Here is a 23,641-nt window from a genome sequence, read left to right on the forward strand (position 1 = left end):
ATTTTACGATTGCTTGTTTTCTTTCTTCGCTTTCATCTTGCTGCGAATGCGATCGGCATAGCCTTTTTTATTCGTCTGGCGCTCGCGGGCGATGGCCAGATCGTTGTCTTCCACGTTGTGCGTAATCGTCGAGCCCGCCACCACATAGGCTCCGTCGCCTACTTTAACCGGGGCGATCAGGTTGACGTTGCTTCCGATAAAGGCATCGTCGCCGACTTCCGTCAGGCTCTTGTTGAAGCCGTCGTAATTGACCGTGATGGCGCCACAGCCGAAATTGACGTTCTTACCGATAACGGCGTCTCCTACGTAGCTGAGATGCGACACTTTCGATCCCTCGCCGAGCTTGGCGTTTTTGATTTCCACAAAATCGCCGATTTTGACATGCTCGCCAAGATCCGTTCCCGGCCGCAGGTAAGCGAACGGCCCCACAGTCGCGTGGCTGCCGATTTTGGCTTCCTGAAGCACCGATTGTTTGACGGTGACTTCGTCGCCGAGCGTACTGTCGCAAATCTCGGTGTTCGGTCCGATCACGCATTCCGATCCGATGACCGTTTTGCCCCGCAGAGTAGTCCCCGGATACAGGATCGTATCCGGCCCGATCACGACGTCTTTCTCAATATATGTTTGAGAAGGGTCGATGAACGTTACCCCGCCCACCATGTGGCCGCGGTTGATACGCTGACGCATCAGCGTCTCCGCTTCCGAGAGGGCGATGCGGTCGTTAACGCCAATGGCCTCCGCCTCGTCCGGCGTGCAGTAAGCTTCGACGATCTCGCCGGCATTTTTCAGAATCCCGACGACGTCCGTCAAGTAATACTCGCCCTGGGCGTTCTCGTTCTTCACGTTCTCCAGCGCTTCGAACAGCTTGCGGTTATCGAAGCAGTAGGTGCCCGTGTTGATCTCCCGCACAGCCGCTTCCTCCGGGCTGCAGTCCTTCTGCTCGACGATCCGGTCCACCCGTCCGCCTTCGCCGCGGATAATGCGTCCGTAGCCCGCGGGATCTGTCATTTCCGCCGTCAGAATGGTGCCTGCCGCGCCTTTTTCCTTATGCAGGAGGAGCATTTTCTCCAGCGTCTCCGGACGGACCAGCGGCGTATCTCCGCATACGACGAAGGTAACGCCGTCTTCCGCTCCGATAACATCTTTAGCTTGGAGAACGGCATGTCCCGTTCCGAGCTGCTGTTCCTGAAGGGCGTACTCCGCCCGGTCCCCCAAATAGCCTCTAACGGCTTCGGCCCCGTGGCCTACAATTACGATCGTTTTCTCCGTTTGTATATGTTCAAGTGTATCCAGTACATGTCCCACCATCGGTTTTCCGCAGACGGAATGCAGCACTTTGTACAGCTTGGATTTCATTCGTTTCCCTTGTCCCGCGGCCAGTACAATCGCCATCAGCTTCAACTTCAATCCACTCCTTCTTCTCCTCTGGGTTTCAACCATGACTATATCTTATCTGCCGGAAAAAGAAAAGAGAGCCCTGTAAGAACAGGACTCCTTCTGCCAAAACCGGCGTTGATTATGCGCCTTCTTCAATAACTTCCTCTTCCGCAGCCGCACGGTCGTACTCAGACAAAACCGCCGCTTGAATCTTCTCGCGGGTTGTGGATGAAATCGGATGGGCAATATCACGGAACTCCCCGTCCGGAGTCCGTTTGCTAGGCATTGCAACAAACATTCCATTATTGCCGTCAATAACACGAATATCGTGTACGACGAATTCGTTATCGATGGTAATGGAAGCAATCGCCTTCATTCTTCCTTCGGAATTCACCCGGCGAAGTCTGACATCTGTAATTTGCACTGTGTTCACCACCTTTTTCCATTCGCAGGACTTGGTGTATACTTCCACATTTTCGTGCAAATTCCTTCTGGATAAAGAGGAAAAAATTAGATTTTCCTTAAATTAAATGTGCTCTTAAACGTTTTCGACAGCTATCGCCGCAATCAGTTCGATTTCGACAAGCACGTCTTTCGGAAGCCTTGCCACTTCTACGGTGGAGCGCGCCGGCTTATGTTCGCCGAAGTAGGAAGCGTACACTTCGTTAATGGCTCCGAACTGGTTCATGTCCTTGATGAAGACGGTCGCTTTTACCACATTCTGGAGTGTCGTTCCCGCTTCTTTAAGTACCGCCTGAAGGTTCCGGAACACCTGATGCGTCTGCTCCGTAACGCCGCCCTCTATGAGCTGACCCTCGGCATTTAATGGAATTTGTCCCGATGTAAAAACGAGATTGCCCACCTGTACCGCCTGGGAATACGGCCCGATTGCAGCCGGTGCTTCATTCGTTGAAAGGATACGCATAACTTGGATCTCTCCTTTATTCGGAATCGAAATAATTTCCAGGAACAACGGTTACCTGTTTCGTTTTGGAATCGACGCCGGTCAGCTTGGCGAGGGAGATATAATCTTTCACAAGCTCCTCCTCGACCTCGTTCGATTCAATGAACACGCCAACACCGCCAACGGTTGCTTTGAATTCGCCCAGCAAGTCCACCATTCCTTGAATCGTGCCGCCCGCTCTTTTGAAGTCATCAATGATCAGGACCCGCGCTCCTTCCTGGAGCGTGCGTCTGGCCAGTGACATTGTTTGTATGCGTTTGCTGGAACCCGAAACATAATTGATGCTTACGGCCGACCCTTCCGTAGCGTTGCTGTCCCGCCGCACCGTCACGACCGGCAGATTCATAAAGGATGCCGTTGCGTAAGCAAGCGGGATGCCTTTGGTCTCCACCGTCATCACGACGTCCAGTTCTCTGCCCGCGAAAGCGGTAGCGAACGTTTTGCCGATTTCGTTCAATACTTGCGGCCGCCCCATAATATCGGCCATATACAAAAATCCGCCCGGCAGCACGCGTTCCGGCTGCTCAAGCTGATTGCACAAATCCTGCACGAACGAAAGCGATGCTTCCTTGGCGACCTTCGGAATAAATTTCACGCCTCCTGCGGCGCCGGCAAGTGTATGGAGTTCTCCGAGTCCTTCGTCCTCGAATACCTCTTTTATAATCGCCAGATCCTCACTGATCGAAGATTTGGCCGAACTGTAACGTTCAGCGAATGTAGTCAGCGGTATTAGCGTATGCGGCCGAAACAACAAATACTGCGTCATCTCAACCAACCGAGCGCTTCGCTTCAATTTTTTCATGACGCACCCCTAATAAAAACCGAATATTATAAAGAGAATATACCATTTTTGTCCGTCTTTGTACAACCTATACAAGGAAAACGTCATATTCGGGACAAATCCTCCCCCGTCAAGGCAGAAAAAAAGCTCCTCACCGGGAGCTATCGCACGGATCTAAAAGCCCGATGCCTTTACGGGAGCATACGCACCGCGTATACGTCCTTGCAGAACCCTCTTAGCCCGTTATAGATCCGGGCAACCTTGGCTTCCTTCGAGACGAGTCCGAATACGGTCGGACCGCTTCCCGACATAAGCACACCGTCGGCTCCCAGCCTCTCCATCACTTCTTTCATCTGCCGGACTTGAGGATAGAGCTGGAGCGTTACCTCTTCGAGCACGTTGCCGAGACTTCCGCACAGCTCGTCGAACCGTTTATGCCGGATGGCTTCCAAAACCCCCTTGGTATCCGGGTGATGGTTGATTCCCGCCGCATTCAGCTTGCCGTACACCTCGGAGGTGGACACGTTGATGGGCGGCTTGGCTAGAATGACCCAGCACTGCAGAGGGTTGTCCACCGGGTGAAGAATCTCTCCGCGGCCGGTGGCGAGCGCGGTTCCTCCCGTCACGCAGAAGGGAACGTCCGAGCCCAGCTCGCCGCCAAGCTTCTGCAGCTCCTCCGTGGGGATACCGAGTCCCCACAGCCGGTTCAACCCGCGCAGCGTAGCCGCGGCGTCACTGCTTCCTCCGGCGAGCCCTGCGGCCACCGGAATTTTTTTATCCAAATGTATATAGACGCCCTTGCGGACGTCGTACCGATCTTTTATGAGCCTCGCGGCCTGGAAGGCGAGGTTCTTCTCGTCAAGCGGAATGTAGCCGGCCTGACTTGAAATGATGATCGTATCCCGCGGAAGCTCCTGCATTTCAATCCGGTCGGCCAGGTCGACCATCGTCATCACCATTTCCACTTCGTGGTAGCCGTCTTCCCGTTTCCGTAACACGTCCAGGGACAGGTTGATTTTGGCCGAAGCTCTTTCGTATATTTTCACAACGGTCACCTTCTTTTGGGCGCTTTGCCGATAATAGCTTCACATATTATAGCAAATGCCTCTAAGAAAAGCTAAAGCTTCTGCACGGTTCAAACACAAGCGGGGCGGGCATTTTCCATTTGTTCACTTATTTATTAACAATTGTATTTATGAGCGAGTATCCGGTATTATCTTATCTTCCATTAAGAAGATGAACCTGCAAATTCCCCGCCCGCCATTTACTTCGGATCGGAACTTCCGGGCAGAACGGATAACTCCATTCCGATGAATGCACCCGCATCTTTTTAAGTTAACCTTGACGGATGAAGTTCAGCCTCTGTCCGCTTCCCCGTTTAACCGGCGCGGCAGCTTTCCCGCTTACGGACGGCGTTTTAGGTTCTGCTCGGCGATCTGCAGAGCTCTTTTCACCATATTTCCCGCATCCTTGCTCCGTATCCCGCCCCAGCCTTCACGCTCGACAGTCTCATAGAAGCCAAGGTCTTTGGCAAGCTCGTACTTAAAATCCTCCGACATGACGCCCCTTCTTCCTCTTCTTCTGCTCATCTTAGTTCCTCCTTTGGAGTGCGATTGCGGTAGGTTTCCCCCAGTAGTATGCGTCGGAAGCGGAATGTCATTCACTCGCACCGGGACAGGACAGGAACGTATCCCATGTACCCTTACAATCCTTGCACAAAAGCACCCCGGAAAAGCAAAAAACGGCAGCTCCCAAAGGAGTGCCGCTGTTCTTAATGCTGTATATACGTGATGCGGAGTTCTTCTGCTGCGTCATCGTCACAAACCGTAACTTCAACGGATTCGGTCAAAATATCCGCGTAGCTGTACGAGACCCGCTTAAATGATTGTTGTTCTTGGTCAAGCTTTACGATAAAAACAGAAGGGTAGGTTTCTTCCAAAACACCGAAACGCTCAATGGTTTTCCGACGGCCGCCATTTGCTTTCAACATGATTTTCTGTCCAACATGAGGCTCAAGACTGCGTTTGATTTCCAACAGCGCATTTTTAGCCATTGTGATCTACCACCTCTTTCTCTGTTAATTATACCCCAAAACAGTGCGTTTGTCAAATAAGCCAAATATTATATCAGCCAGACAAATACGTTGTCAACGGTATAAAATCCTATTTTTATTTCTTTTCCTGGGCTTAGCTTTTGTCAAAACCTGCAGAATTATGCATCGCTGCCTTATTCCTAAGATCCGTCGGCTCATAAAAGCCCCATTTCTCCGCCCTTAAACCGCAACGCATAAAAAAGCGTACAGCCCCTTGTATCCAAGATACATGGTTCTGTACGCTTAATCTTTAAACGCCAGGCAGGTGCTAAAGCCGCACCCTCTATTCCGAAGCCACTAGGCCCCACTTCAAGTCCTCGGCCTCATCGGCCGCCCTGTCAGAAGCTTATATGGTGGCTTCCGCAGTCAAGTTCACGAGCCTGGGCACACCCAATCGGTAGCTCCCCCTGGTTTCAATGCCGCCGACTCCGTCCAGACCCGTTACCGTAACCCCGGCCAGATCGGCCATGGACACAGTTTCGCGAATCGATGTGTAGGAAGCTTTAGCGGCTATGCATAGGGGATCCAACGCATGAATGAGCACCCGGGCGGGAGAGCTTGCGAAATTCGCCCCCGCCTGCAGCAGCGCCTCGAAGTGGGACTGGCAGGCACCCGCCACGATGGTCAGCGCATCGCGGTTGTTCTGGTACTGCCGCGCGACTTGGACGGCCCTGACGAAATGAAGCGAGTTTTTATAACTGTCGAGCTGGTGTACGTCCAGCTTCTTTCTGTTTTTCAGCAGACCGTCATGTCCCGTGACAACGACGATATCGGGCTTCACCTGCGGCAGGAGACGCTGCAGGGTGGCAGCCATCTGAGATTCGTTCACATAGAAGCCCTCCGCGGGGATGCGAAGCTCTCCGTACAGATTCATACTTTTGCGCAGATAGTTCGGATCGCCGTCCAGATGCAGGATTTTACCCGGCATCTCGAAATATTGCGTATTCTCGGGCAGCTTATTACGCACCAGATGATCGTTGAGCTGATACAGCTCCTGACGAAACTGGCGGATGCTGCGAATTGTCTCGCCTACCCTGGGCAAATTCACTCTCGGAAAATCCGAATCGCGGGCGGCCGTTACGCGGGATAGATCGGAAATGGGAGCGTCCGCCAGCAGGCGAAAATCGACGCCCCGAAGAATCGCCCTTGTCGTATCGATCTCCTGGATTCGAAAAATGATATCGTTGCCGTAGGATTTGCGGGTCGCCAGATCGCCTTGCCTCATGAAGCCATCCCCTCCTAAGCCTATCGTATGGCAGGGGTGGGCAATTGGTGATTAGCCCGCTTCTATTTGCTGCAGGTCGGGCAGTTTCGCAGAGCTTCCGCCACGCGGCCGTACTCCTCCATGCTGAGCGTTTCGCCGCGGCGGCTCGGCTCGATGCCCGCCTTCAGCAGAAGAGCCTCCAAATCGCGTTTGTTCTCTTTGGAGAAGAACCGGGCTCCGAGGTTGTTATAGATCGTTTTGCGCCGCTGCGCAAAGCTGGCCTGTACCACCTCGAAGAAGAAGTCTTCGTCCGCTACTTCAACGGGAGGCCCTTTGCGCAGACGCAGGCGGATCACAGCCGAGTCGACGTTCGGCTGCGGAACGAAAACGGTGCGCGGAACGATCGTAACCAGTTCCGCCTCGCAATAGAACTGTACGGCGATGCTGAGGCTGCCGTACTCCTTGCCGCCCGGCTTGGCCGCCATCCGGTCCGCCACTTCCTTCTGGATCATCACGACGATGTTTTCGAGCGGAAGCTTCTCTTCGAGCAGCTTCATGATGATCGGCGTCGTGATGTAGTACGGAAGGTTGGCGACGACGCTGATTCCGGACAAGCCGGAAAATTTCTCCTCGATCAGCTGCCTCAGATCGAGCTTCAATACGTCGCCGTGAACGACCTCGGCGGTCGGATAAGGCGACAGCGTCTCCCGCAGGATGGGGAGCAGGCGCTGGTCGATCTCCACCGCCACGACGCGGCCGGCTTCCTTAGCGAGCTGCTGGGTCAGGGCGCCGATTCCGGGCCCGATCTCAAGCGCGCCCTTCTCGGGAGTAAGCTCCGCCGCGGAGATGATGTTGCGCAGAACGTTGCCGTCCGTGAGAAAGTTCTGTCCCAGACTTTTTTTGAGCACCAGATTGTGCCGGTTTAGAATGTCTTTGGTCCGTTTTGGCGTTGCCACATCTTCAGATGCAAAGGACGGGCCGCTGCCTTGTTCATTTAATTTCATAGTCATCCTCCAAGCTTCCGTCCCTAACGAAAGCTGCCTGTGCGTAAATTATTGATCCGGACGGTCCAACTGCTCTACGGCAGCTTCGAACTCTTCCCGGGAAATTTGAAAAGCGGCGCAGCGCTTGTAAAACTGCTTACCATTACAATACCCGATTCCGAGCTTTTTTCCTACTTCCAGCCGTCTGGCCGCAGCATCGGGATGAACAACGAGGCCGGCGGCGATCAGATCCTCCCATGTCAAAAGAGACACGGCGCCCTCATATTCGGTCTTTACGTTCGCCAGAGCGGACCGTATAGCGTCCGGAGTCGCGTTCTCGACTCCGATGTCGCCTCGCTTCTCCGCAAGTTCCTGGGGGAGAAAGGCGTGCTTGCAGCCGGGCACCTTGCCCGAAATGATTTTACGGATGCGCTCCCCCGCATGATCCGGATCCGTGAAGACAATGACCCCTCTTCGCTCCTGGGCCAGCCGGATGCGATCCAGAATCGCCCGGTTGATTGCCGATCCGCCGGTTTCGATCGTATCCGCTTCAACCGCCCGCTTGATGGCGGTTGTATCGTCTTTTCCTTCGACAACAATGATTTCTTTGATCATGTTCTTTATCCTCTCTTAAGCGCACAAAAAGAAGAGGGTTTCCCTCTTCTTTTCGCATACGGTTTGTTACCGGTTTGTAAATCTTCGTTACAGGTAACATGTTATCCTAATCTTGTGTCGGTTTATTCGGGCCGATGACGTAAACAGTATATCCCCGTTTCACACCGAAAGTCTTGGCATAACTCATGCTGTCGAAATAAACGTCCATTTTCTGGCCTTTAATAGCACCGCCCGTATCCTCCGCACGGCGGTATCCGATACCTTCAATGTACACCCACCAGCCTAACGGCACGACGGATGGATCTACGGCAATCGTCTGGCCTTGAACAGGCTTCGTTCCGCTGGCGGTCCGGTTGCCTACGCCCGGCTCCTGAGAAGAGTAAGCGGTCAAGGTAACGTTCTTTAATATTTTCTTCGCGTCTATGTCGGTACCTGCTTTAGTTACCTGCTTAGGCTTAACCGGTTCGGAAGCGGCTGCCACCGTAACGACCGGATTTTTTGTGCCTACAGCCACAATCTTATCCACACTGGCGTTTTTGACTGCTTGATCGATAACTTGCTCGGATACGAGTTTTCCGTTTTCGAAAATCTTCTCTTTCTTTTTAACCAATACGCCTTCCTGGCCTTCCTGTACGACCTGCTCTTTGCCTTTCAGCAGATCCTCATCGGATTTCTTGACCACACTGAATGCGATGGGCTCCGAAATTTCTTCCGTTTCTTTCTTCACCCGGACAACTTCGATAGCCGCATTGGCTGAAAGCTCCGTGTCTTTGGCCGGAGTCACTTTGTCGTGCTCTCCAAGCGTTATATTTGAATCTTGCAGAACTTGATCTACCGTTTTCGCAGTGGTATGCACAGTTTGTGTCTGCCCGTCGGCAGTTAGCTGTACGGGTGATGCATGATCGATGACAATCTTCTGACCGTCTTGAATCTTGCCGTCAAGCGGCATAGATACCTGATCGTGCTCACCGATTGTAATGGCTTGTTCATCCAGTAGGCGTTGCAGGACCCATTGTCTTGTTTCCACAACGGTTTCTCGTCCGTTTACCACCAATGATACGCTTTTACCAGCCGTACCGTATAACAACACCAAAAACATGAAAGTCAAAGCGAATGAAATGATAGCTGCAAGGATGATCATACGCAAGTTTTCATGCTTCCATCGCAATGCGAAGGACATGCTGGATGATCGCTTAACATGGGTCTCTGATTGCGAGATATTGCCCACTTCTTCGGTCCTCCTTCAAAGCCTCGCCTCTGTGATACGCATGATGATTTGGACGCGACTTAGGTTTATTTGGCGGTTCCTAACGGAACCCTTGCAATTGGCTTCTTTCCCGCCGGCTGACCGGTTGCTCTCAGTCTCTACGGGGTCTGCATCACCTCCGTTTGATGTTTACCTGTATGCGGGTCGGATACCCGTCCGATATGGAACAAAAAAAGCCATCGGAAAGAGAAAGCTTCCCGGTGGCTGTGTGTGAGCGCGACTAAACAGAATGACACGACAGTTGTTATCTCTCCCGGTACGCTTACGAGGTTAGCTGACGGATTCGGGCCGTGAGAGCTGCCCTACTCGCCGGCGGTGCTGCCTGCACCTGCCATTGAGATTCACCCCAAATTGTTTCCTGTTGTATCGGCCCAAACCTGTTCCGACCTTGACAGCGGTTCCCCCGTTTTCCTTTTACGGAAACTCAGCGTTAAAACTTGGCGTTTATTAAGTTATCATGAAAGTATATTACGCTCAAATATCCAACCTGTAAAGGGGGCATATTCCCTAAAAATAAGCAAATTTAACCAAACCAATGGCATTTATCTAATTATCTTGCAGTCGTTCTCCTTTTTTCTCCCGTTATCTCGCTTCTAGTTTTCCCCATTTCCGCTGCTCCGCTTGGGCATTGGGCTTCCAGGCATTTTTTGACTATAATAAAAGATACGGCAATCCGCCCGAAAAGGCCGAAAGCCGCAATAACCGATTGAAGAAAAGCAGGTGAAGGCATGGATCCAATTCTTCACATTTCCCGTCTCAGCGGAGGCTATTTGCCCGGAAAACCGATTCTCCGCGATCTCGAAATTACAGTCGGACAAGGTGAAATGGTCGGTCTGATCGGACTCAACGGAGCGGGAAAAAGCACGACCATCAAACACATCCTCGGACTCCTGAAGCCCCAGGAAGGCAGCGTCCGCATCCGCAGCCGGACCCTGGAGGAAGACCCGCTTGGGTATCGGTCCTCGTATTCTTTCGTACCGGAGTCTCCCGAATTGTACGACGATCTGACGATTGAAGAGCATTTGGAACTGACGGCGATGGCTTACGATATTCCGAAGGAAGCGTTCAAGGAACGTGCCGGCCGCCTGATGCGCGAGTTCCAGATGGAGCCTAAGCGCAAAAGCTTTCCGGGCCAGCTGTCCAAAGGAATGAAGCAGAAAGTCATGATCATGAATGCTTTTCTTGTCGAGCCCGCGCTTTATGTCATTGACGAGCCGTTCCTCGGCCTTGACCCGCTGGCGATGCGTTCTCTTCTCGACATTATGGCGGATTTCAAGAGCAGGGGCGCCAGCTTCCTGATCTGCTCCCACATCCTCGCCACGATTGAAAGATACTGCGACCGGTTTGTCGTCCTCCATCAGGGGCGGATTCTTGCTCAAGGCACGCTGGAGGAGTTGAGACAACAGACCGGGCTGTCCGATGCGACGCTGGACGAGCTGTTCTACGAGCTGGTGCGGAGGAATCCGGTATGAACCAAGAAGCAGCCGTTCACAGAGAGGGCACGGCCGGAGCTGTCCGTCAGCTGTGGAAGCGCAGATTCGACCATTACCGGCAGGAAACGTCCCGCTACTGGGCTTATGTCGCAAGAAGCCAGTTTTTCGGTTTTCTTTTCCTGATTTTTATCGTTTCTTCCTATTATTATGCAAAAATCCTTCAGCAGCTTCCGACATCTTTTCCTTATATCTGGATCGTTCTGCTCGTCCTCGTTCCGGCTCTCGCAGCCGGCTCTGTACGCACACTCCTGAAGAATGCGGACCGGGTGTTTCTGCTTCCGCTGGAACCCGTTATGAACGTATTCTTCCGGTCGGCTTTCCGCTACAGTTTGGGAATCCAAGCCGCACGATCCATCATTCTGATGCTGATTGCATGGCCTCTGTACAAACACTGCACGGGTACGGAAGGACAGCCCTTGTGGCTGATGGCGATTTTTGTTCTTCTAATAAAAACAGCCAACCTGCTCGGCTCGTGGCAGGAAGGCCGTTTTTCATCCCCCGGATGGCGTCTGATCTCAGTGGGTTACCGCTGGGTCTTAAGCGCAGCCGTCGTATTCGCCTTGTTCGGTACGGGGCCGCTTCCGGGCGGGATCGTTCTATTGGCGGGACTTGTCGTCTGGGCGGTCGTGTGCAAGCTGGGGCCCGGCCGGCAGGCAATGGGCGTCGCTTGGGATTACCTCATCGACAACGACCGTAAACAGCAGTACCGGCTGTACTTGTTTTTCAGCGGCTTTGCCGACGTGCCGCAGCTCCCGGTACGGGTGAAGCAGAGACGATGGCTGGCGGGCATTACGGACCGGTACTCATTCCGCTCCTCCTCGCTGTACCTGTATCTCTTCACGAAGACGTTTGTCCGTTCCGAGCTGCTCGGCATCATCGTCCGGATCACGCTTGTCGCCGGCCTCGCGGCCGCGGCCGTTCAATCCGCTCCGGTGGCCGCCGCAGTCTGCCTCGTAGCCATGTTCATTTCGCTGATTCAGCTCACCTCGCTGGAGCAGTCGCACCGCTACACGTTCTGGCTGCAGACTTATCCGGTAGATCCGCGTCGGAAAGTGGCCGCCGTGGTGCGGATCATCAGCGGCGCTTTCACCCTGCAGGGTATCGTTCTTACCCTGCTGATGCTGCTAAGCGGAACGGGCGTTTACGCAGCCGCCCCGCTTGCGGGGCTTGCGCTCGGCCTCGCGCTTTGCGCTACGGTAATGAAGCGGAAATTTACCGCTTCATTTGAGGCCGAGTAGGCGCACGGCATTGTCAGTCGTCACTTTGGCCAGTTCCTCCAGGCTCATGCCGCGCAGCTCGGCCGCCGCTTCGGCAACGAGACGCACGTAAGACGTTTCGTTGCGCTTCCCCCGGAACGGATGAGGCGTCAAATAAGGCGCATCCGTTTCGATAAGCAGGCGGTCAAGCGGCACCTGCTTGAGGACTTCCTTGGGCTGCTTGGCGTTTTTGAACGTAATGGGACCGCCGAAAGAAATATGGAAGTTCATATCCAGACACAGCTTCGCCGTTTCCCAGCTGCCGGAATAGCAGTGCATAATGCCGCCGACTTCGGCGGCTTTTTCTTCTTTCAGGATATTGACGATGTCTTGGTGAGCCTCGCGGTTATGGATCACAATCGGAAGCCCCACCTTGCGTGCAAGGCGGATCTGTTCGCGGAACACCCTCGCCTGCACATCTTTCGGGGACGTATCCCAGTGATAATCCAGGCCGATTTCCCCGATCGCCACTACTTTCTCGTGCTTGCACAGCTCCTCGATCCATTCAAGGTCGCCGGGCCGCATATCGATCGCATCGGTCGGATGCCAGCCTACTGTCGTCCATATAAAATCGTACTTTTCCGCAAGCTCGATAGAGGAGGGAATAGTTTCCCGGTTGAACCCTACGTTAACGATCCGGGTCACTCCGTTGTCCCATGCCCTTTGAATAGCTTCGTCGCGGTCTTCATCAAAAGCTTCATTGTTCATATGAGTATGAGTATCTGTCAGCATAACGGGAACTCCTTTTGTTTCGTCTGTTTTTGAATTAGGCGTCGAACAGCTTTCTTTGGAGGGCCGCAGCTCTACCGCCCCCTCTTTCAAACAATTCGGCTGGATAATAGATACGGTGCTGCCCCATATGAATGCCCGAGATCGATTTAACGATTTCGGAGCGTGCCGAAATTTCCGTCAGTTTATCTTGGCCGTCAAGCAGCAGAATGGGTTGTTTGTCTTCCTTGCCGGTATCGGGCCGGTATACATCGTACGACTGGTCCGACGGGAAATCCAGCTCCAGGTAATAATCCGCATCAAACCCCGCCTCCTCCAGAGCGTCACGGAATTCCGTCAGGAGTTCTTTGTCCCACTCTTCCACGGCCGAGAATTTGAACAAGCGGCGGTGCAGAAACCGGCCGGACAAATCAGCCAGCACGGGGTCTTTTTCCAAACTCCAATACATCAGAACCGTCTGCATCAAAGATTCGTCCAGGAGGAAATAATCCTGCAGCGACAATTTTCCTTGGAAAAGATGAAGGATCGGCTCCGGCATAAATGCAAACGGGTAACCGTCTTCAAACAGCGCTTTGGCGCACTCCAGAACTTTCCCCAGCAAAATCTCCGCGCTCCGGGTAACCGGATGAAAATAAACCTGCCAGTACATCTGGTAACGGGACATCAAGTAATCTTCGACGGCATGCATCCCGCTCTCTTTTACGACAATTTTCCCTTTATAAGGCCGGACTACCCTCAGAATGCGCTCCAGATCGAAAGTTCCGTAATTCACACCCGTAAAATACGCGTCCCGCAGCAAGTAATCCATCCGGTCGGCATCGAGCTGGGACGAGACGAGACTCGTTACAATTTCCTTGCGGTAGGTTTTGCAAATGACGCCGGCAACGTCATGGGCAAACGTCGGCGACACTCTGGAAAGCACCTGATTTACTTCACTATCACCTAAAATGATCCGGCAGGACCAATTTTCGTGATTCGTTCCGAATACTTTTTCAATAGAGTGGGAAAATGGCCCGTGACCGACATCATGCAGCAGGGCGGCGCATAAACAAAGCAGCCTTTCCTCCTCCGGCCAATCGGCATATGAGTTTCTCTCGAACTGAGAAATAATTTTTCTCGTAATCTCGTAAACGCCGAGCGAGTGGGAAAAACGGCTGTGCTCCGCGCCGTGAAAAGTCAGGAATGAAGTGCCCAGTTGGCGGATACGCCGCAGCCGCTGAAATTCCCTGGTGTTGATGAGGTCCCAAACCGTACGGTCCTGCACATAAATATATTTATGGACAGGGTCTTTAAAAACTTTTTCTTCTATCATTTTTCCGCCTCCTTTTCGACATAAAAGCCGACTATTTGATCATTTAAACAAGGAATTTGTCGAATAATGTTTCTGGCCATTTTCCAAACCAAGTGATACTTGTCACAAAAATAAAACAATTGTCAGGTTGAAGGAAAGCGGTTAACTGCAAAAGATCCACTTATTTTTAAGGGCTAAGGAGGAATTCTGCATTTCACAAAGAATTCATTAAATATAAAAACTGCAATTAGAGACCAATTTTGGGTTGACTATTTTGGGAATGCTTGGTATCATGAATATCGAAAACTATGTCGAATAATGACGATTAATTATTTCAGTAGATTGGAAGGAGCTTTTATATATGATGAAATCCACAGGTATTGTAAGAAAAGTCGACGAATTGGGGCGTGTCGTTATTCCAATCGAACTTCGCCGTACACTCGGTATCGGTGAAAAGGACGCGCTGGAGATTTATGTAGACGGCGAGCGCATCATGCTCAAGAAATATGAGCCTGCTTGTATCTTCTGCGGCAACGCTGAAAATGTGACTTATTTCAAAGGAAAAATTGTTTGTCACGAATGTTTAAATGAAATGCCAATACCTGTGACAAAATAAGAAAAATAGTATATAATAAGAACTAGCAAAGTTCCCATTGGTAATTCTAACCTTTTTCATATCTCCTCTACGTCTCTGATCCCGGCGGACCACCGCCATGGATTAGGGACATTTTTTTGTCCCTAGACGTGGAAGAGCTTGCTGCAGCAAGGCACAGTTACCAAGCGTACATGCGAAACCTGAGAGGAGCCGCCGAAAGTGTAAGCGAGCGAGTTTCCGTACAGAATGGCTCCGCCGGGCAAGGGAGCGTTCACTCGCTCGGGCCCCCGTTTGGTAGCGTTCACCCCCGAGTCCGCCCGACGATTCCGGAGCCTCTGCAATCATACCTGCAAGCCTCGGCATAATGTCACTTGTCACTTAGACCGGCAGCTTAATTCTGAAGCAGCTCGTTGTAGACGTCCCGCTTCGGCAGCCCCCGGTCGGAAGCGGTCTTTTTGATCGCTTCCTTCTTGCTCAGCCCCTGTTCCATGTAATGGGCGGCATGCGCCTCCAGTGAAAGCTCCTTCCACCAGGCGGCTTCCGCCTCCGCCGTTTCGGCTGCGCTTCGTCCCTCTACGAGGACGACGTACTCGCCCTGCGGCGGATGCTCGCCGAGGTGGGCCAGCGCCCCGCTGATCCGGCCACGCCCGAATTCCTCATAGCGCTTCGTCAATTCGCGCGCCAGGCAGATCTCCCGATCCCCCCATGATTCGAGCATCTGCTCGAGCGTACGGACAATCCTATGGGGGGATTCGTAGAACAGCAGCGTGCCTTGCGCAGGCGCCAGCCTTGCCAACTCCCGCTGCTGATCTTTCTTATCGCGCGGCAGGAACCCGATGAAGGTAAATTCATCGGTAGGCAGCCCTGAAGCGATAAGGGCCGACAAGGCCGCGTTCGCTCCCGGGATCGGCACGACCGTAACTCCGGCTTCAATGGCCAGCCGGACAAGATCGTGCCCGGGATCGGAGATGGCCGGCAGCCCCGCATCGCTGACGAGCGCGATGGTCTGCCCCTCGCTCATGAGCCGGACCAGCTCCGGGCCGCTCGCCTGCTTGTTGTGCTCGTGATAGCTGACGAGTCTCCCGGAAATGTCGAAGTGAGTCAGCAGCTTGCGAGTCTGGCGTGTATCCTCGGCGGCGATAAGGTCCGCTTCCTTCAAGATGCGGACAGCCCGGTAGGTCATGTCTTCGAGATTGCCGATCGGAGTGCCTACCAGATAAAGCATCCCCGTGCCGACCGACTTTTCCGTTTTACGGTTGCGGACTCTGCCCTGAGCCTGTTCCGGCGCAGACGAGATGTCATCATGGCCGTACGTATCATTGCCGATCGCTTCAGCATCGGCCTGTCTTTCCATGTTCGGTACATCTTCCACTTCTAACGCCGCTGTATCCGACGCATCTCCCTCCTTCCCGGTTATGCGCTGATCGTCTTTCTTCATTATATAGCTTCGCTGTATGTTAAAATTCATGCCGGATTATCCTCTGTTTCTTTCGTTTTCCGGGCTCTTTTGCCCGCCTGCTTCCAGTTCACTCTTCTCCCCGTAGAATACGGCATGAAGTTCGCCGCAGTACCGTCCGCCCTCCTCATGCACGAAGAGCGGCGGAAGAGTTCGCATATCCGCTTTACCGTCACGGATGCCTTCAATCAATACCATCATCGCCTCTTCCCCCTGCCGCGGGTGAACGAAACGGACTCTTTTGGGCTCGACGCGGTACTGCCTCATTAACGTGCAAATATCAACCAGCCGGTTCGGCCGGTGTACCATGGCCATCTTGCCCCCGGCTTTCAGCAGTTTAGCGGAAGAGGCTACCACGTCCTCCAAAGTACAGAATAGCTCGTGTCTTGCGGCCGCCACATGCTCATTGCGGTTTTGTTCACCCGCAGGAACCGGCAGATAAGGCGGATTGACCGTCACCAGATCATACCCGGAAGCTCCCAATGTCCGGTGAATCTGCTTGAGATCGGCGTGTACCATGTGAAGCCTGTCCTGCAAACCGTTCAGCTCGATATTGCGTTTCCCCATACCTGCCAAGCGCTCCTGGATTTCGACGCCCCAGATTTCGGCTGCGGGTGTCCTTGTAGACAACAGAAGGGGAATAACTCCGTTGCCCGAGCACAGATCCACAATTTTGCCCCGTGGAGGCACCGTGCAGAACCTCGCCAATAAAACCGCATCCAAAGAAAAAGCAAACACCTCTTCGCTTTGAATGATTTTCAAATCATGCGTCAGCAGATCGTCGATCCGCTCCGTCTCATGCAGTGCAACCTGCAAGTGGACTCCTCCTTTATTTTAACCGGAATTCTCATATGGAAAAAACCGTAGAGAAAAATCCTCTACGGCTTACGTTATTTATTTAAGAAAGACAGGCAGAACAAACAGTCTCCTTCCGTCCGCAGGTGTCCGTAATAGACATTGCAGATATGGAAGCCTTCATAATACAGCCGGGCCAGGTTGTCGTATCCCTCGCCGATGACAGGCTCGATGCCTTTCTCCGGTTCGGAATCCGTCTCCTCGGCATCCCCCTGCTTCAGCAATTTGCGAAGCTGTTGATTTTCCATCATCAGCCGTTGGTTGTCCTCAAGCAAAGAAATGATGGTTTTCTTCAAATCGCCAAGCTCCTCATATGCTTTTCCGATCTGCTCTTCCAAACCGTCGATTTGCGCAAACATTTCATGTTTCTCCACTGTCTCACCTCAAGTAACGCTTCCTGCATCCGTTAACTAATCTTGCTCCGCTACATCGTCAAAAGGAAGATCCATTATTTTGCCGATATCGTACAGCTGAACCTTGCAAGTTTTTTCGTTCATGTTCAGTGAAAGCACTTTGCCGTTGCCAAGTGAGGTAATCACATAAGTTCCTACGGAAGGCACGCTGTCTTTGGCGCTTTCGTAGTTGTCATGCTCGAACTTCAAGCAGCACATGAGCCGGCCGCACAATCCGGAAATTTTGGTCGGATTCAGGGACAGGTTCTGGTCCTTGGCCATCTTGATCGACACCGGCTCGAAATCTCCCAAGAATGAAGAACAGCATAAGATTCGGCCGCACGGTCCGATACCGCCCAGCATTTTAGCTTCATCCCGTACCCCGATCTGACGAAGTTCGATACGCGTTCTGAAAATGCTCGCCAGGTCCTTAACCAGCTCCCGGAAGTCAACCCTTCCCTCAGCCGTAAAATAAAAAATAATTTTATTCCGGTCAAATGTATATTCCACGTCCACCAGCTTCATTTTGAGCTGATGATCCTTGATTTTATTCAAACAAATCCCGAAAGCATCTTTGGCCGCTTTCTTGTTCTCTTCAACAAGCTGGGCATCAGTCGGATTCGCGATCCGGATGACTTTCTTGAGCGGAAGGACCACATCGTTCTCTTGAACGGTTTTCTTTCCGATGACCACTCTACCATATTCGATGCCTCTGGCGGTCTCAACGATTACGGCGTTCTCTTGTTCCACAGGAAGGTCAATGGGATCAAAATAATACACCTTGCCCGCCTTCTTAAAGCGGACACCTACGACGGAATACATGTTACACCCCCTGTATGTCCACTAGCATTTTCTCGACAACCAGTTGTGGATTGGCATTAAAACGAAGCCGTTTCTGAAGTTCAACCGCGCGGGCCAGCAAGCGCACCCATTCCTCGGTTTCCCTCTTAAACGACAATGGCCCCATCCAGTCCATCTGGTCGATATATACGAAATTTTCCTTGCGACCGATTCGCAGGGAAACCATGTCTTTCAACCATAAAATCATGAGATCGAAAAGCAGAGCCGTATGATCGGCCAGCCCGGCTTTGATCCACTTCTGCTGCAGCGTAACAAAGGAAGACGGATAGCGTGTCAGCGTTTCCCTCAACAATTGTATCATTGTGCTGCGGATTTCGGCAAACCCATTTGTCTGAATCATTTCTTTGGCCGCTTGTATGCCCGCCGTCAAATGAATGGCAGGCTGCACCAGGGCAGCAGGGTGGCCTTCTTCCAGCAGTACTCTCGCCATCTCGGCCCGCGGCATAGGTGTGAAAGAAATCCATTGAGACCGCGACTGTATGGTCGGCAGCAGAGCATGTCCATTCTCGGTAACGAGTACCGCAACCACTTTCGAGTTCGGTTCTTCCAAAAACTTAAGCAGGCTGTTGGCAGCCTGGACAGTCATTTTCTCCGCTTGATTCAGAATATAAATCTTCGTGCCCGAACCTGCGGAGCGGTAGGCAAACTGCTTCTGCAGCTCGCGAATCTGGTCGATCTTGATAGAAGCCCCATCGGGCTCAATTTGGTAAAGATCCGGATGGTTGCCATGCTCGACCTTCCTGCATTCCAGACATTCCCCGCAGGCGTCATCCTTGAGGTTCGTGCAGTAGATGGCTTTCGCAAGCATACAGGCCGTCTGCTTCCTCCCCGTTCCTACCGGACCGCTAAATATATAAGCATGCGATATTCTATCCTGCCGCAAGCCGCTTTGCAATATGCGCTTGGCCGTTTCCTGGCCTGGGATCGTTTGAAAAGACATTTGTATATTCTCCACTGTCTTTAAAATAAAAAGTGGATCAGCATGCCTCGTATCTCGCCTATTCGCTGCAAAATCTCCAGCCGTCCCTGCTCGGTTTCAAGCAAATCGTCCGCCATGCTGAGCAGAGCGCCGTCTACTTCCTCCAGCAGCTTGTACCTCTTCGTCCGACCTCTCCTGTCCCATCCGCGGGTTTCGCGCAAGCCGACGCCCTGGCGGGCCGTCTCCTCCAGAAACTGCTTGATCAACAGCTTGTACTGCCGGAGTTCCCGCAGCTTCATGGATCTGGAAAGACGGTCACCCTGGAGCCCGATCTGCTGAAGCATCCGGTTAAGCTGCTCCGTGGTGACCTTCTCGTCATGCTTGAGCATAAAGGCGGAAAAGTCTTTGGGAGGCGATTGAAGAGTCGGCGCCGTTTCCGGAACCTTTACGTTTTTACCGATCGGCTGCCACCCCGGGTTGATTTTCAAGCTTCATGCTCCCCTTTTATTGCGTATTGGCGGGTTCCGTCGGTCGGTCCCTGCCGATTTAGAAGTGCTCAAAACGTTCGACCGGAAGCAGGAATACGGCGGCACCGCCAACCTGTACTTCAACCGGGAACGGAATATATGAATCTGTCGTACCGCCCATCGGCGATACCGGCGTCACAAGCTGATCACGGACTTTGCAGTTCGCTTTGATCACTTTGAAAACTTCCGGAACCCGCTCATCCTCAATACCGATCATGAACGTCGTGTTGCCTGCACGCAGAAAACCGCCGGTACTGGCCAGCTTGGTTGCACGGAACCCTTCCTTGATCAAAGCGTTGGAAAGACGATTGCTGTCTTTGTCTTGAACAACGGCGATTACGAGTTTCATCGCAGATCCCCCTCTTTCATTATACCTCAGGCTTTGGAAAAAAGACACGATCTAACAGTTGTTTACAGTCCTGCAAAATATCATGAGCGATTTCATCCTGAGTGCGGTCCGCGTCAATCAAGCAAATCCGCTTAGGATTCTGTTCCAAGATCTTCATAAATCCTTCCCGTACACGATTGTGATAGGCTTCACCCTTCTGTTCAATACGGTCAAGACCCTCTCCGCCGGCTGACTGCGTCCTGGCCAAAAGCCTCTGACGGCTCGTTTCAACCGGAACATCCAGCAAATAGGTGCGTGTAGGCTCCAGTCCTCCTGTCGCGAAACGGTTAATGGCCGCCACCTCATCGAAGCTGATTCCAAGTCCGTAGGCCTGATAAGCCAGACTGGCATCGACAAAACGGTCGCAAAGCACGATGCGGTTCGCTTTCAGCGCCGGTACGATAAATTCCCGGACATGCTGGGCACGCGATGCGGCGTAGAGCAGGACCTCCGTATGATCCGCCATCTCCTTGTAATCCGGCGTAAGAACAAGACTGCGTATGTGGTCGCTGATCGGTGTGCCTCCCGGCTCCCGTGTTACGACTGTATCATATCCGAGTGCCTGCAGCGATTCGGCCAGTCTCCGCAGCTGCGTCGTTTTACCCGAGCCGTCAGGACCCTCGAATGTAAGAAATAGTTCTTTCACATTACCCTCCTAAAAATAAAAACGAAACCAACCTTCCGGCCGGAAGTTATTCTCTGTTGCTGTTACAGGTATCCTCCGGAGTGTCCGTCAGTACCCTCAGTCTGCCTTTCGCCGCCTCCCGGCTTCCGTGAAATCTCGCTCCCGATTCGGTCAGCCGCTTAAGCTCTGCCGCCGTATCCTCTTGAATAAGCTCTCCAGGATACAGCAAAGGAATTCCGGGCGGGTAAGGGATCACCATTTCAGCGGATCTTTTTCCGGCGGAACTCTCAATCGGCATGATGCATACAGAGTCCTGTACGCTGTTCTTCGCGTCTCGGGTAACGGGTATGTTCATGGGAACGGGTTTGGAAACGGAGTTAAGAAGAGGCTTATACATACTATTCGGGCTGATGCCCGGAAGTTCCTGCTTATTTGTCAAGTATTCCTTGGAAATGGCTTCACAGGCTTCCAAGGCTTTCTCCGCATCTTCAATTGTCGAAGCGGGCGTTAGTAGAAGCAGAACGGCTTTATCCGCGGCAAGCTCCACAAAACAACCGGCTTCTTCTAGAAATCCTTGCAGCTCGGTGCCGCTCAACGTCCCCGTCCCGTCGTAAATCGTCACTTTGAAAGGATCCATATGCTCGTATGCGGTTTGTGCCGAACGATGTTTCAACTGCCGAAAACCGTATAGGTTCTCCAGACCGTCACGGAGTCTTTGAACGGCTTTCAACCCTTCTGCGACCAGCTTCTCCCCATGGAGGTGCATTTGCCTCCTGGCTAAGTCGAGAGAAGCCATGATCGGATAGGACGGGCTGGAGCTTTGCAGCATCGCAAGCAGCATCCGTATTCTCTCCCGGTTCATCCGGTCATGCCGGAGATGAAGCATCGCCCCCATGGTCATCGCCGTAAGCATCTTATGGGTGGATTGGACCACGGCGTCGGCTCCGCATGAAAGCGCGGACTCCGGCAGCGCCGGGTGGAAGCCGTAGTGCGCCCCGTGGGCCTCATCCACCAGCAGCGGCAGGCCGTGCCGGTGCATCAGATCGGCATAGGGGCGCAAATTCACTCCCATTCCGTAATAGTTCGGATTGGTCAGCAGCAGCCCCTTCGCCTCCGGATACCGGGAGAGCGCGTCTTCGACGTCGCTCAGCCTCACGGAGGCGGGTATCCCGCTTTCCCCGTCGGTCTGCGGGGAAATAAACACCGCGTGCGCGCCAGCCAGCATCAATCCGTGAAGCACGGATTTGTGGGCGTTGCGCTGCACGAGAAGAATGTCGCCGGGCCCGCACAGCGACATGATCATGGCCAGGTTGCCGGCCGTACTGCCGCCAACGAGAAAAAACGTCTCCTCCGCCCCGAAACACTCCGCCGCGAGTATCTGCGCCTCGCGGATTGCCCCTTCGGGTTGGTGGAGATCGTCCAGGCCGCTAATCTCGGTATAGTCGAGCGCCATCAGCGGCCCAAAAAAAGGAGCGGCCTCACGGTCCGCTCCCCTGCCTGATTTATGACCGGGCACATGGAAACTGGCCGGTCTTCGTTCATAATGCTCCCTCATTTTCTCGAATAGGGGCGCGTTTTCGCGATTTGGCATATCCAAGCATCCTTTGAAATCTTATATTCATGAAGTAAATTAAGCATACCTGTCAGCCGTCCCGAAAATCAAGGCATTTTTCGCGTATTTTCACACTTCCGCCGTCCGGTATCAAGCGTTTTGCTTATAAAAAATTTGCTTTAACTGCCGGATAAAAAAAGAATATTTGACATCCATTACATCCGTACGTACAATTTCAGCCTCGCAAGCATCGCAGATAAATTCCGACGCAATCTGAATGCCTTCCTGCTTTTCTTCTCCGCACACGATACATTTCACCAGAACCGGGTCTTCCATACGGATCACCTCTACTTTTTTTCCTATTAGCAGTATGTCCGGTTTACGATTCTTTTAGACGCAAAAGAAAGGTTTCAAGCACGATACGGCGACTCCTCCCCGCGTATGTATGGGATTTGGCACATTTGCCTGTGTGCAAAGCTCTCGTTACAGCAAGCTTTCTCGCCTTTAATCTTTAAAAACCATAGACTAAAATCCGATATAGATAGAGTACCCTACTTATGAGATACTGACTAGAACAACAGATGTTTTAAACGGAGGCTTTCCAATTTGAAAAAAAATACTTCCAGCGATGCGATCATCTACACGTACACCCTTCTTCGACGAATTCCGCATCATCTCCTGCTGCTCGGCGTTTATTACGCATTTGCTGCGGTATGGGCGGTTAAGGCCTTGCTGACAGGCAGCCTGCTCTCCTTGTGTCTCGGCTATATTTTCGTTCAACTTCTTCATATGCTGGCAATTCGCGGGTATCTTCATTTTGTCAGAAAAACAGAGTCTCAAGGCTGGTCTTTCCGGTTCGCTCATTTTTGGACAGGCTATATTCCCGCGCAGTACGTGATGCTCCGGTCATTCGTCCGTCTTCACCTGCATCTGCTGATCTCGGGTTTCGCCGGTATATTGCTTCTGTATCCTTGGTTTAGCGCCGCAGCCGTATCGAATATCTTATTTGTGCATCTGTGGATTTTAGGCGGGCGGTTTTATATGTTTTTGATGTTCCGAAAACAATATCAGGTCGGTTGGCTGCGCCTCCGTGTTAATGAAACTTCGTGTTACAAACAGTAAAACTTACGTGCCTGCAGACTTAACATTCCTGGAAATAAAATTGGTAAAAGCACACATCAAAAATGGAAATTATGAATTATAGAAATGGGAAAATTTAAGGCGAGCGGCTTTCGTTTTGCGATATCATACTCGGTCGGGAACTGCGCGGCAACAAAAAAGATCGGATCAGAGGTGCTATCCTTGACCGATCTTTTTCCCGTACTAATCCTTATCTTTAAACAACAAAAAACCTTTTCGAACTGTCATTCGAAAAGGTTTTATTTGTGCTTGGCAACGTCCTACTCTCCCAGGACCCTT

27 protein-coding genes and 1 riboswitch are annotated in these 23,641 nt (G+C 52.3%); of the genes, 4 read left to right on the forward strand and 23 right to left on the reverse strand.

Annotated features, from left to right (window positions below; genetic code table 11):
- Positions 1-3: 3 nt before the first annotated feature.
- From glmU to KVT34_RS27290, 11 genes are all read right to left on the reverse strand, one after another.
- Entirely contained in the window at positions 4-1,401 is a 1,398-nt protein-coding gene (glmU, locus tag KVT34_RS27240; protein WP_302695577.1) for a bifunctional UDP-N-acetylglucosamine diphosphorylase/glucosamine-1-phosphate N-acetyltransferase GlmU, read from the reverse strand.
- Between the two features lie 115 nt (positions 1,402-1,516).
- Positions 1,517-1,801, reverse strand: a complete 285-nt coding sequence (spoVG, locus tag KVT34_RS27245) for a septation regulator SpoVG (RefSeq protein ID WP_009671859.1) — start codon at positions 1,799-1,801, stop codon at positions 1,517-1,519.
- Positions 1,802-1,915: 114 nt separating this feature from the next.
- Positions 1,916-2,302: a RidA family protein gene (locus tag KVT34_RS27250; RefSeq protein ID WP_217562910.1), complete on the reverse strand. Its 387-nt coding sequence runs from the start codon at positions 2,300-2,302 to the stop codon at positions 1,916-1,918.
- Between the two features lie 16 nt (positions 2,303-2,318).
- Complete coding sequence (purR, locus tag KVT34_RS27255) at positions 2,319-3,143, reverse strand: pur operon repressor (protein WP_009671872.1); 825 nt, start codon at positions 3,141-3,143, stop codon at positions 2,319-2,321.
- A gap of 170 nt (positions 3,144-3,313) precedes the next feature.
- Positions 3,314-4,168, reverse strand: a complete 855-nt coding sequence (gene ispE, locus KVT34_RS27260; protein ID WP_042235306.1) for a 4-(cytidine 5'-diphospho)-2-C-methyl-D-erythritol kinase — start codon at positions 4,166-4,168, stop codon at positions 3,314-3,316.
- 357 nt (positions 4,169-4,525) lie between these two features.
- Positions 4,526-4,711, reverse strand: coding sequence for a small, acid-soluble spore protein, alpha/beta type (locus KVT34_RS27265; protein WP_217562911.1), 186 nt, complete (start codon positions 4,709-4,711; stop codon positions 4,526-4,528).
- A 182-nt stretch (positions 4,712-4,893) separates the two neighbouring features.
- Positions 4,894-5,175 carry a biofilm formation stimulator Veg gene (gene veg, locus KVT34_RS27270; RefSeq protein WP_009671869.1) on the reverse strand — a complete coding sequence of 94 codons (282 nt, stop codon included), beginning with the start codon at positions 5,173-5,175 and terminating at the stop codon, positions 4,894-4,896.
- A 385-nt stretch (positions 5,176-5,560) separates the two neighbouring features.
- Positions 5,561-6,439, reverse strand: a complete 879-nt coding sequence (gene yabG / locus KVT34_RS27275) for a sporulation peptidase YabG (RefSeq protein ID WP_217562912.1) — start codon at positions 6,437-6,439, stop codon at positions 5,561-5,563.
- Positions 6,440-6,501: 62 nt separating this feature from the next.
- Positions 6,502-7,422 carry a 16S rRNA (adenine(1518)-N(6)/adenine(1519)-N(6))-dimethyltransferase RsmA gene (gene rsmA / locus KVT34_RS27280; RefSeq protein WP_217562913.1) on the reverse strand — a complete coding sequence of 307 codons (921 nt, stop codon included), beginning with the start codon at positions 7,420-7,422 and terminating at the stop codon, positions 6,502-6,504.
- Positions 7,423-7,470: 48 nt separating this feature from the next.
- Positions 7,471-8,016 (reverse strand): ribonuclease M5, encoded by a 546-nt coding sequence (rnmV, locus tag KVT34_RS27285; RefSeq protein ID WP_217562914.1) that lies wholly within the window; start codon positions 8,014-8,016, stop codon positions 7,471-7,473.
- A 106-nt stretch (positions 8,017-8,122) separates the two neighbouring features.
- A complete protein-coding gene (locus KVT34_RS27290) occupies positions 8,123-9,244 on the reverse strand; it encodes a resuscitation-promoting factor (protein ID WP_217562915.1) in 1,122 nt (373 codons plus the stop codon).
- 284 nt (positions 9,245-9,528) lie between these two features.
- A riboswitch (cyclic di-AMP (ydaO/yuaA leader) is annotated at positions 9,529-9,723 on the reverse strand.
- Between the two features lie 288 nt (positions 9,724-10,011).
- On the opposite strand from KVT34_RS27290, the gene KVT34_RS27295 reads away from it, so the two are divergent.
- Both KVT34_RS27295 and KVT34_RS27300 read left to right on the forward strand, forming a co-directional pair.
- Complete coding sequence (locus KVT34_RS27295; protein ID WP_217562916.1) at positions 10,012-10,755, forward strand: ABC transporter ATP-binding protein; 744 nt, start codon at positions 10,012-10,014, stop codon at positions 10,753-10,755.
- Positions 10,752-12,014: an ABC transporter permease gene (locus tag KVT34_RS27300; protein WP_217562917.1), complete on the forward strand. Its 1,263-nt coding sequence runs from the start codon at positions 10,752-10,754 to the stop codon at positions 12,012-12,014. The genes KVT34_RS27295 and KVT34_RS27300 overlap by 4 nt, the downstream gene beginning before the upstream one ends.
- On the opposite strand, the gene KVT34_RS27305 is transcribed toward KVT34_RS27300, so the two are convergent.
- Positions 11,997-12,764: a TatD family hydrolase gene (locus tag KVT34_RS27305; protein WP_217562918.1), complete on the reverse strand. Its 768-nt coding sequence runs from the start codon at positions 12,762-12,764 to the stop codon at positions 11,997-11,999. The two genes, KVT34_RS27300 and KVT34_RS27305, sit on opposite strands and share 18 nt — an antisense overlap.
- 34 nt (positions 12,765-12,798) lie before the next feature.
- Positions 12,799-14,073, reverse strand: coding sequence for an HD domain-containing protein (locus KVT34_RS27310; RefSeq protein ID WP_217562919.1), 1,275 nt, complete (start codon positions 14,071-14,073; stop codon positions 12,799-12,801).
- Between the two features lie 340 nt (positions 14,074-14,413).
- Here KVT34_RS27310 and KVT34_RS27315 point away from each other — a divergent pair, with 340 nt between their 5' ends.
- Positions 14,414-14,668, forward strand: a complete 255-nt coding sequence (locus KVT34_RS27315) for an AbrB/MazE/SpoVT family DNA-binding domain-containing protein (protein ID WP_009671874.1) — start codon at positions 14,414-14,416, stop codon at positions 14,666-14,668.
- A 370-nt stretch (positions 14,669-15,038) separates the two neighbouring features.
- Here KVT34_RS27315 and rsmI read toward each other — a convergent pair whose 3' ends face one another.
- The 10 genes from rsmI to KVT34_RS27365 all read right to left on the reverse strand — a co-directional run bounded on the left by rsmI (position 15,039) and on the right by KVT34_RS27365 (position 22,558).
- Entirely contained in the window at positions 15,039-16,115 is a 1,077-nt protein-coding gene (gene rsmI / locus KVT34_RS27320) for a 16S rRNA (cytidine(1402)-2'-O)-methyltransferase (protein WP_217562920.1), read from the reverse strand.
- Positions 16,116-16,121: 6 nt separating this feature from the next.
- A complete protein-coding gene (locus tag KVT34_RS27325) occupies positions 16,122-16,919 on the reverse strand; it encodes a tRNA1(Val) (adenine(37)-N6)-methyltransferase (protein WP_217562921.1) in 798 nt (265 codons plus the stop codon).
- A gap of 74 nt (positions 16,920-16,993) precedes the next feature.
- Positions 16,994-17,332 carry a DNA replication initiation control protein YabA gene (yabA, locus tag KVT34_RS27330; protein ID WP_042235332.1) on the reverse strand — a complete coding sequence of 113 codons (339 nt, stop codon included), beginning with the start codon at positions 17,330-17,332 and terminating at the stop codon, positions 16,994-16,996.
- A 36-nt stretch (positions 17,333-17,368) separates the two neighbouring features.
- Complete coding sequence (locus KVT34_RS27335; RefSeq protein ID WP_016424270.1) at positions 17,369-18,172, reverse strand: PSP1 domain-containing protein; 804 nt, start codon at positions 18,170-18,172, stop codon at positions 17,369-17,371.
- 1 nt (position 18,173) lies between these two features.
- Entirely contained in the window at positions 18,174-19,151 is a 978-nt protein-coding gene (holB, locus tag KVT34_RS27340; protein WP_217562922.1) for a DNA polymerase III subunit delta', read from the reverse strand.
- A 20-nt stretch (positions 19,152-19,171) separates the two neighbouring features.
- Complete coding sequence (locus KVT34_RS27345; RefSeq protein ID WP_042235337.1) at positions 19,172-19,618, reverse strand: YaaR family protein; 447 nt, start codon at positions 19,616-19,618, stop codon at positions 19,172-19,174.
- Positions 19,619-19,676: 58 nt separating this feature from the next.
- Positions 19,677-20,006, reverse strand: a complete 330-nt coding sequence (locus KVT34_RS27350; RefSeq protein ID WP_009671881.1) for a cyclic-di-AMP receptor — start codon at positions 20,004-20,006, stop codon at positions 19,677-19,679.
- Between the two features lie 19 nt (positions 20,007-20,025).
- Entirely contained in the window at positions 20,026-20,691 is a 666-nt protein-coding gene (gene tmk, locus KVT34_RS27355; protein WP_217562923.1) for a dTMP kinase, read from the reverse strand.
- 46 nt (positions 20,692-20,737) lie between these two features.
- Positions 20,738-22,261 (reverse strand): aminotransferase class I/II-fold pyridoxal phosphate-dependent enzyme, encoded by a 1,524-nt coding sequence (locus KVT34_RS27360; protein ID WP_217562924.1) that lies wholly within the window; start codon positions 22,259-22,261, stop codon positions 20,738-20,740.
- Between the two features lie 111 nt (positions 22,262-22,372).
- Complete coding sequence (locus KVT34_RS27365; RefSeq protein ID WP_009671897.1) at positions 22,373-22,558, reverse strand: sigma factor G inhibitor Gin; 186 nt, start codon at positions 22,556-22,558, stop codon at positions 22,373-22,375.
- Positions 22,559-22,828: 270 nt separating this feature from the next.
- Between KVT34_RS27365 and KVT34_RS27370 the strand changes: the two genes are divergently transcribed.
- Complete coding sequence (locus KVT34_RS27370; RefSeq protein ID WP_217562925.1) at positions 22,829-23,344, forward strand: hypothetical protein; 516 nt, start codon at positions 22,829-22,831, stop codon at positions 23,342-23,344.
- Positions 23,345-23,641 lie beyond the last annotated feature (297 nt).

Origin of the sequence: Paenibacillus sp. GbtcB18, from assembly GCF_019091125.1 — a bacterium.
In the GTDB taxonomy this organism is placed as follows: Bacteria; Bacillota; Bacilli; order Paenibacillales; family NBRC-103111; genus Paenibacillus_F; species Paenibacillus_F chitinolyticus.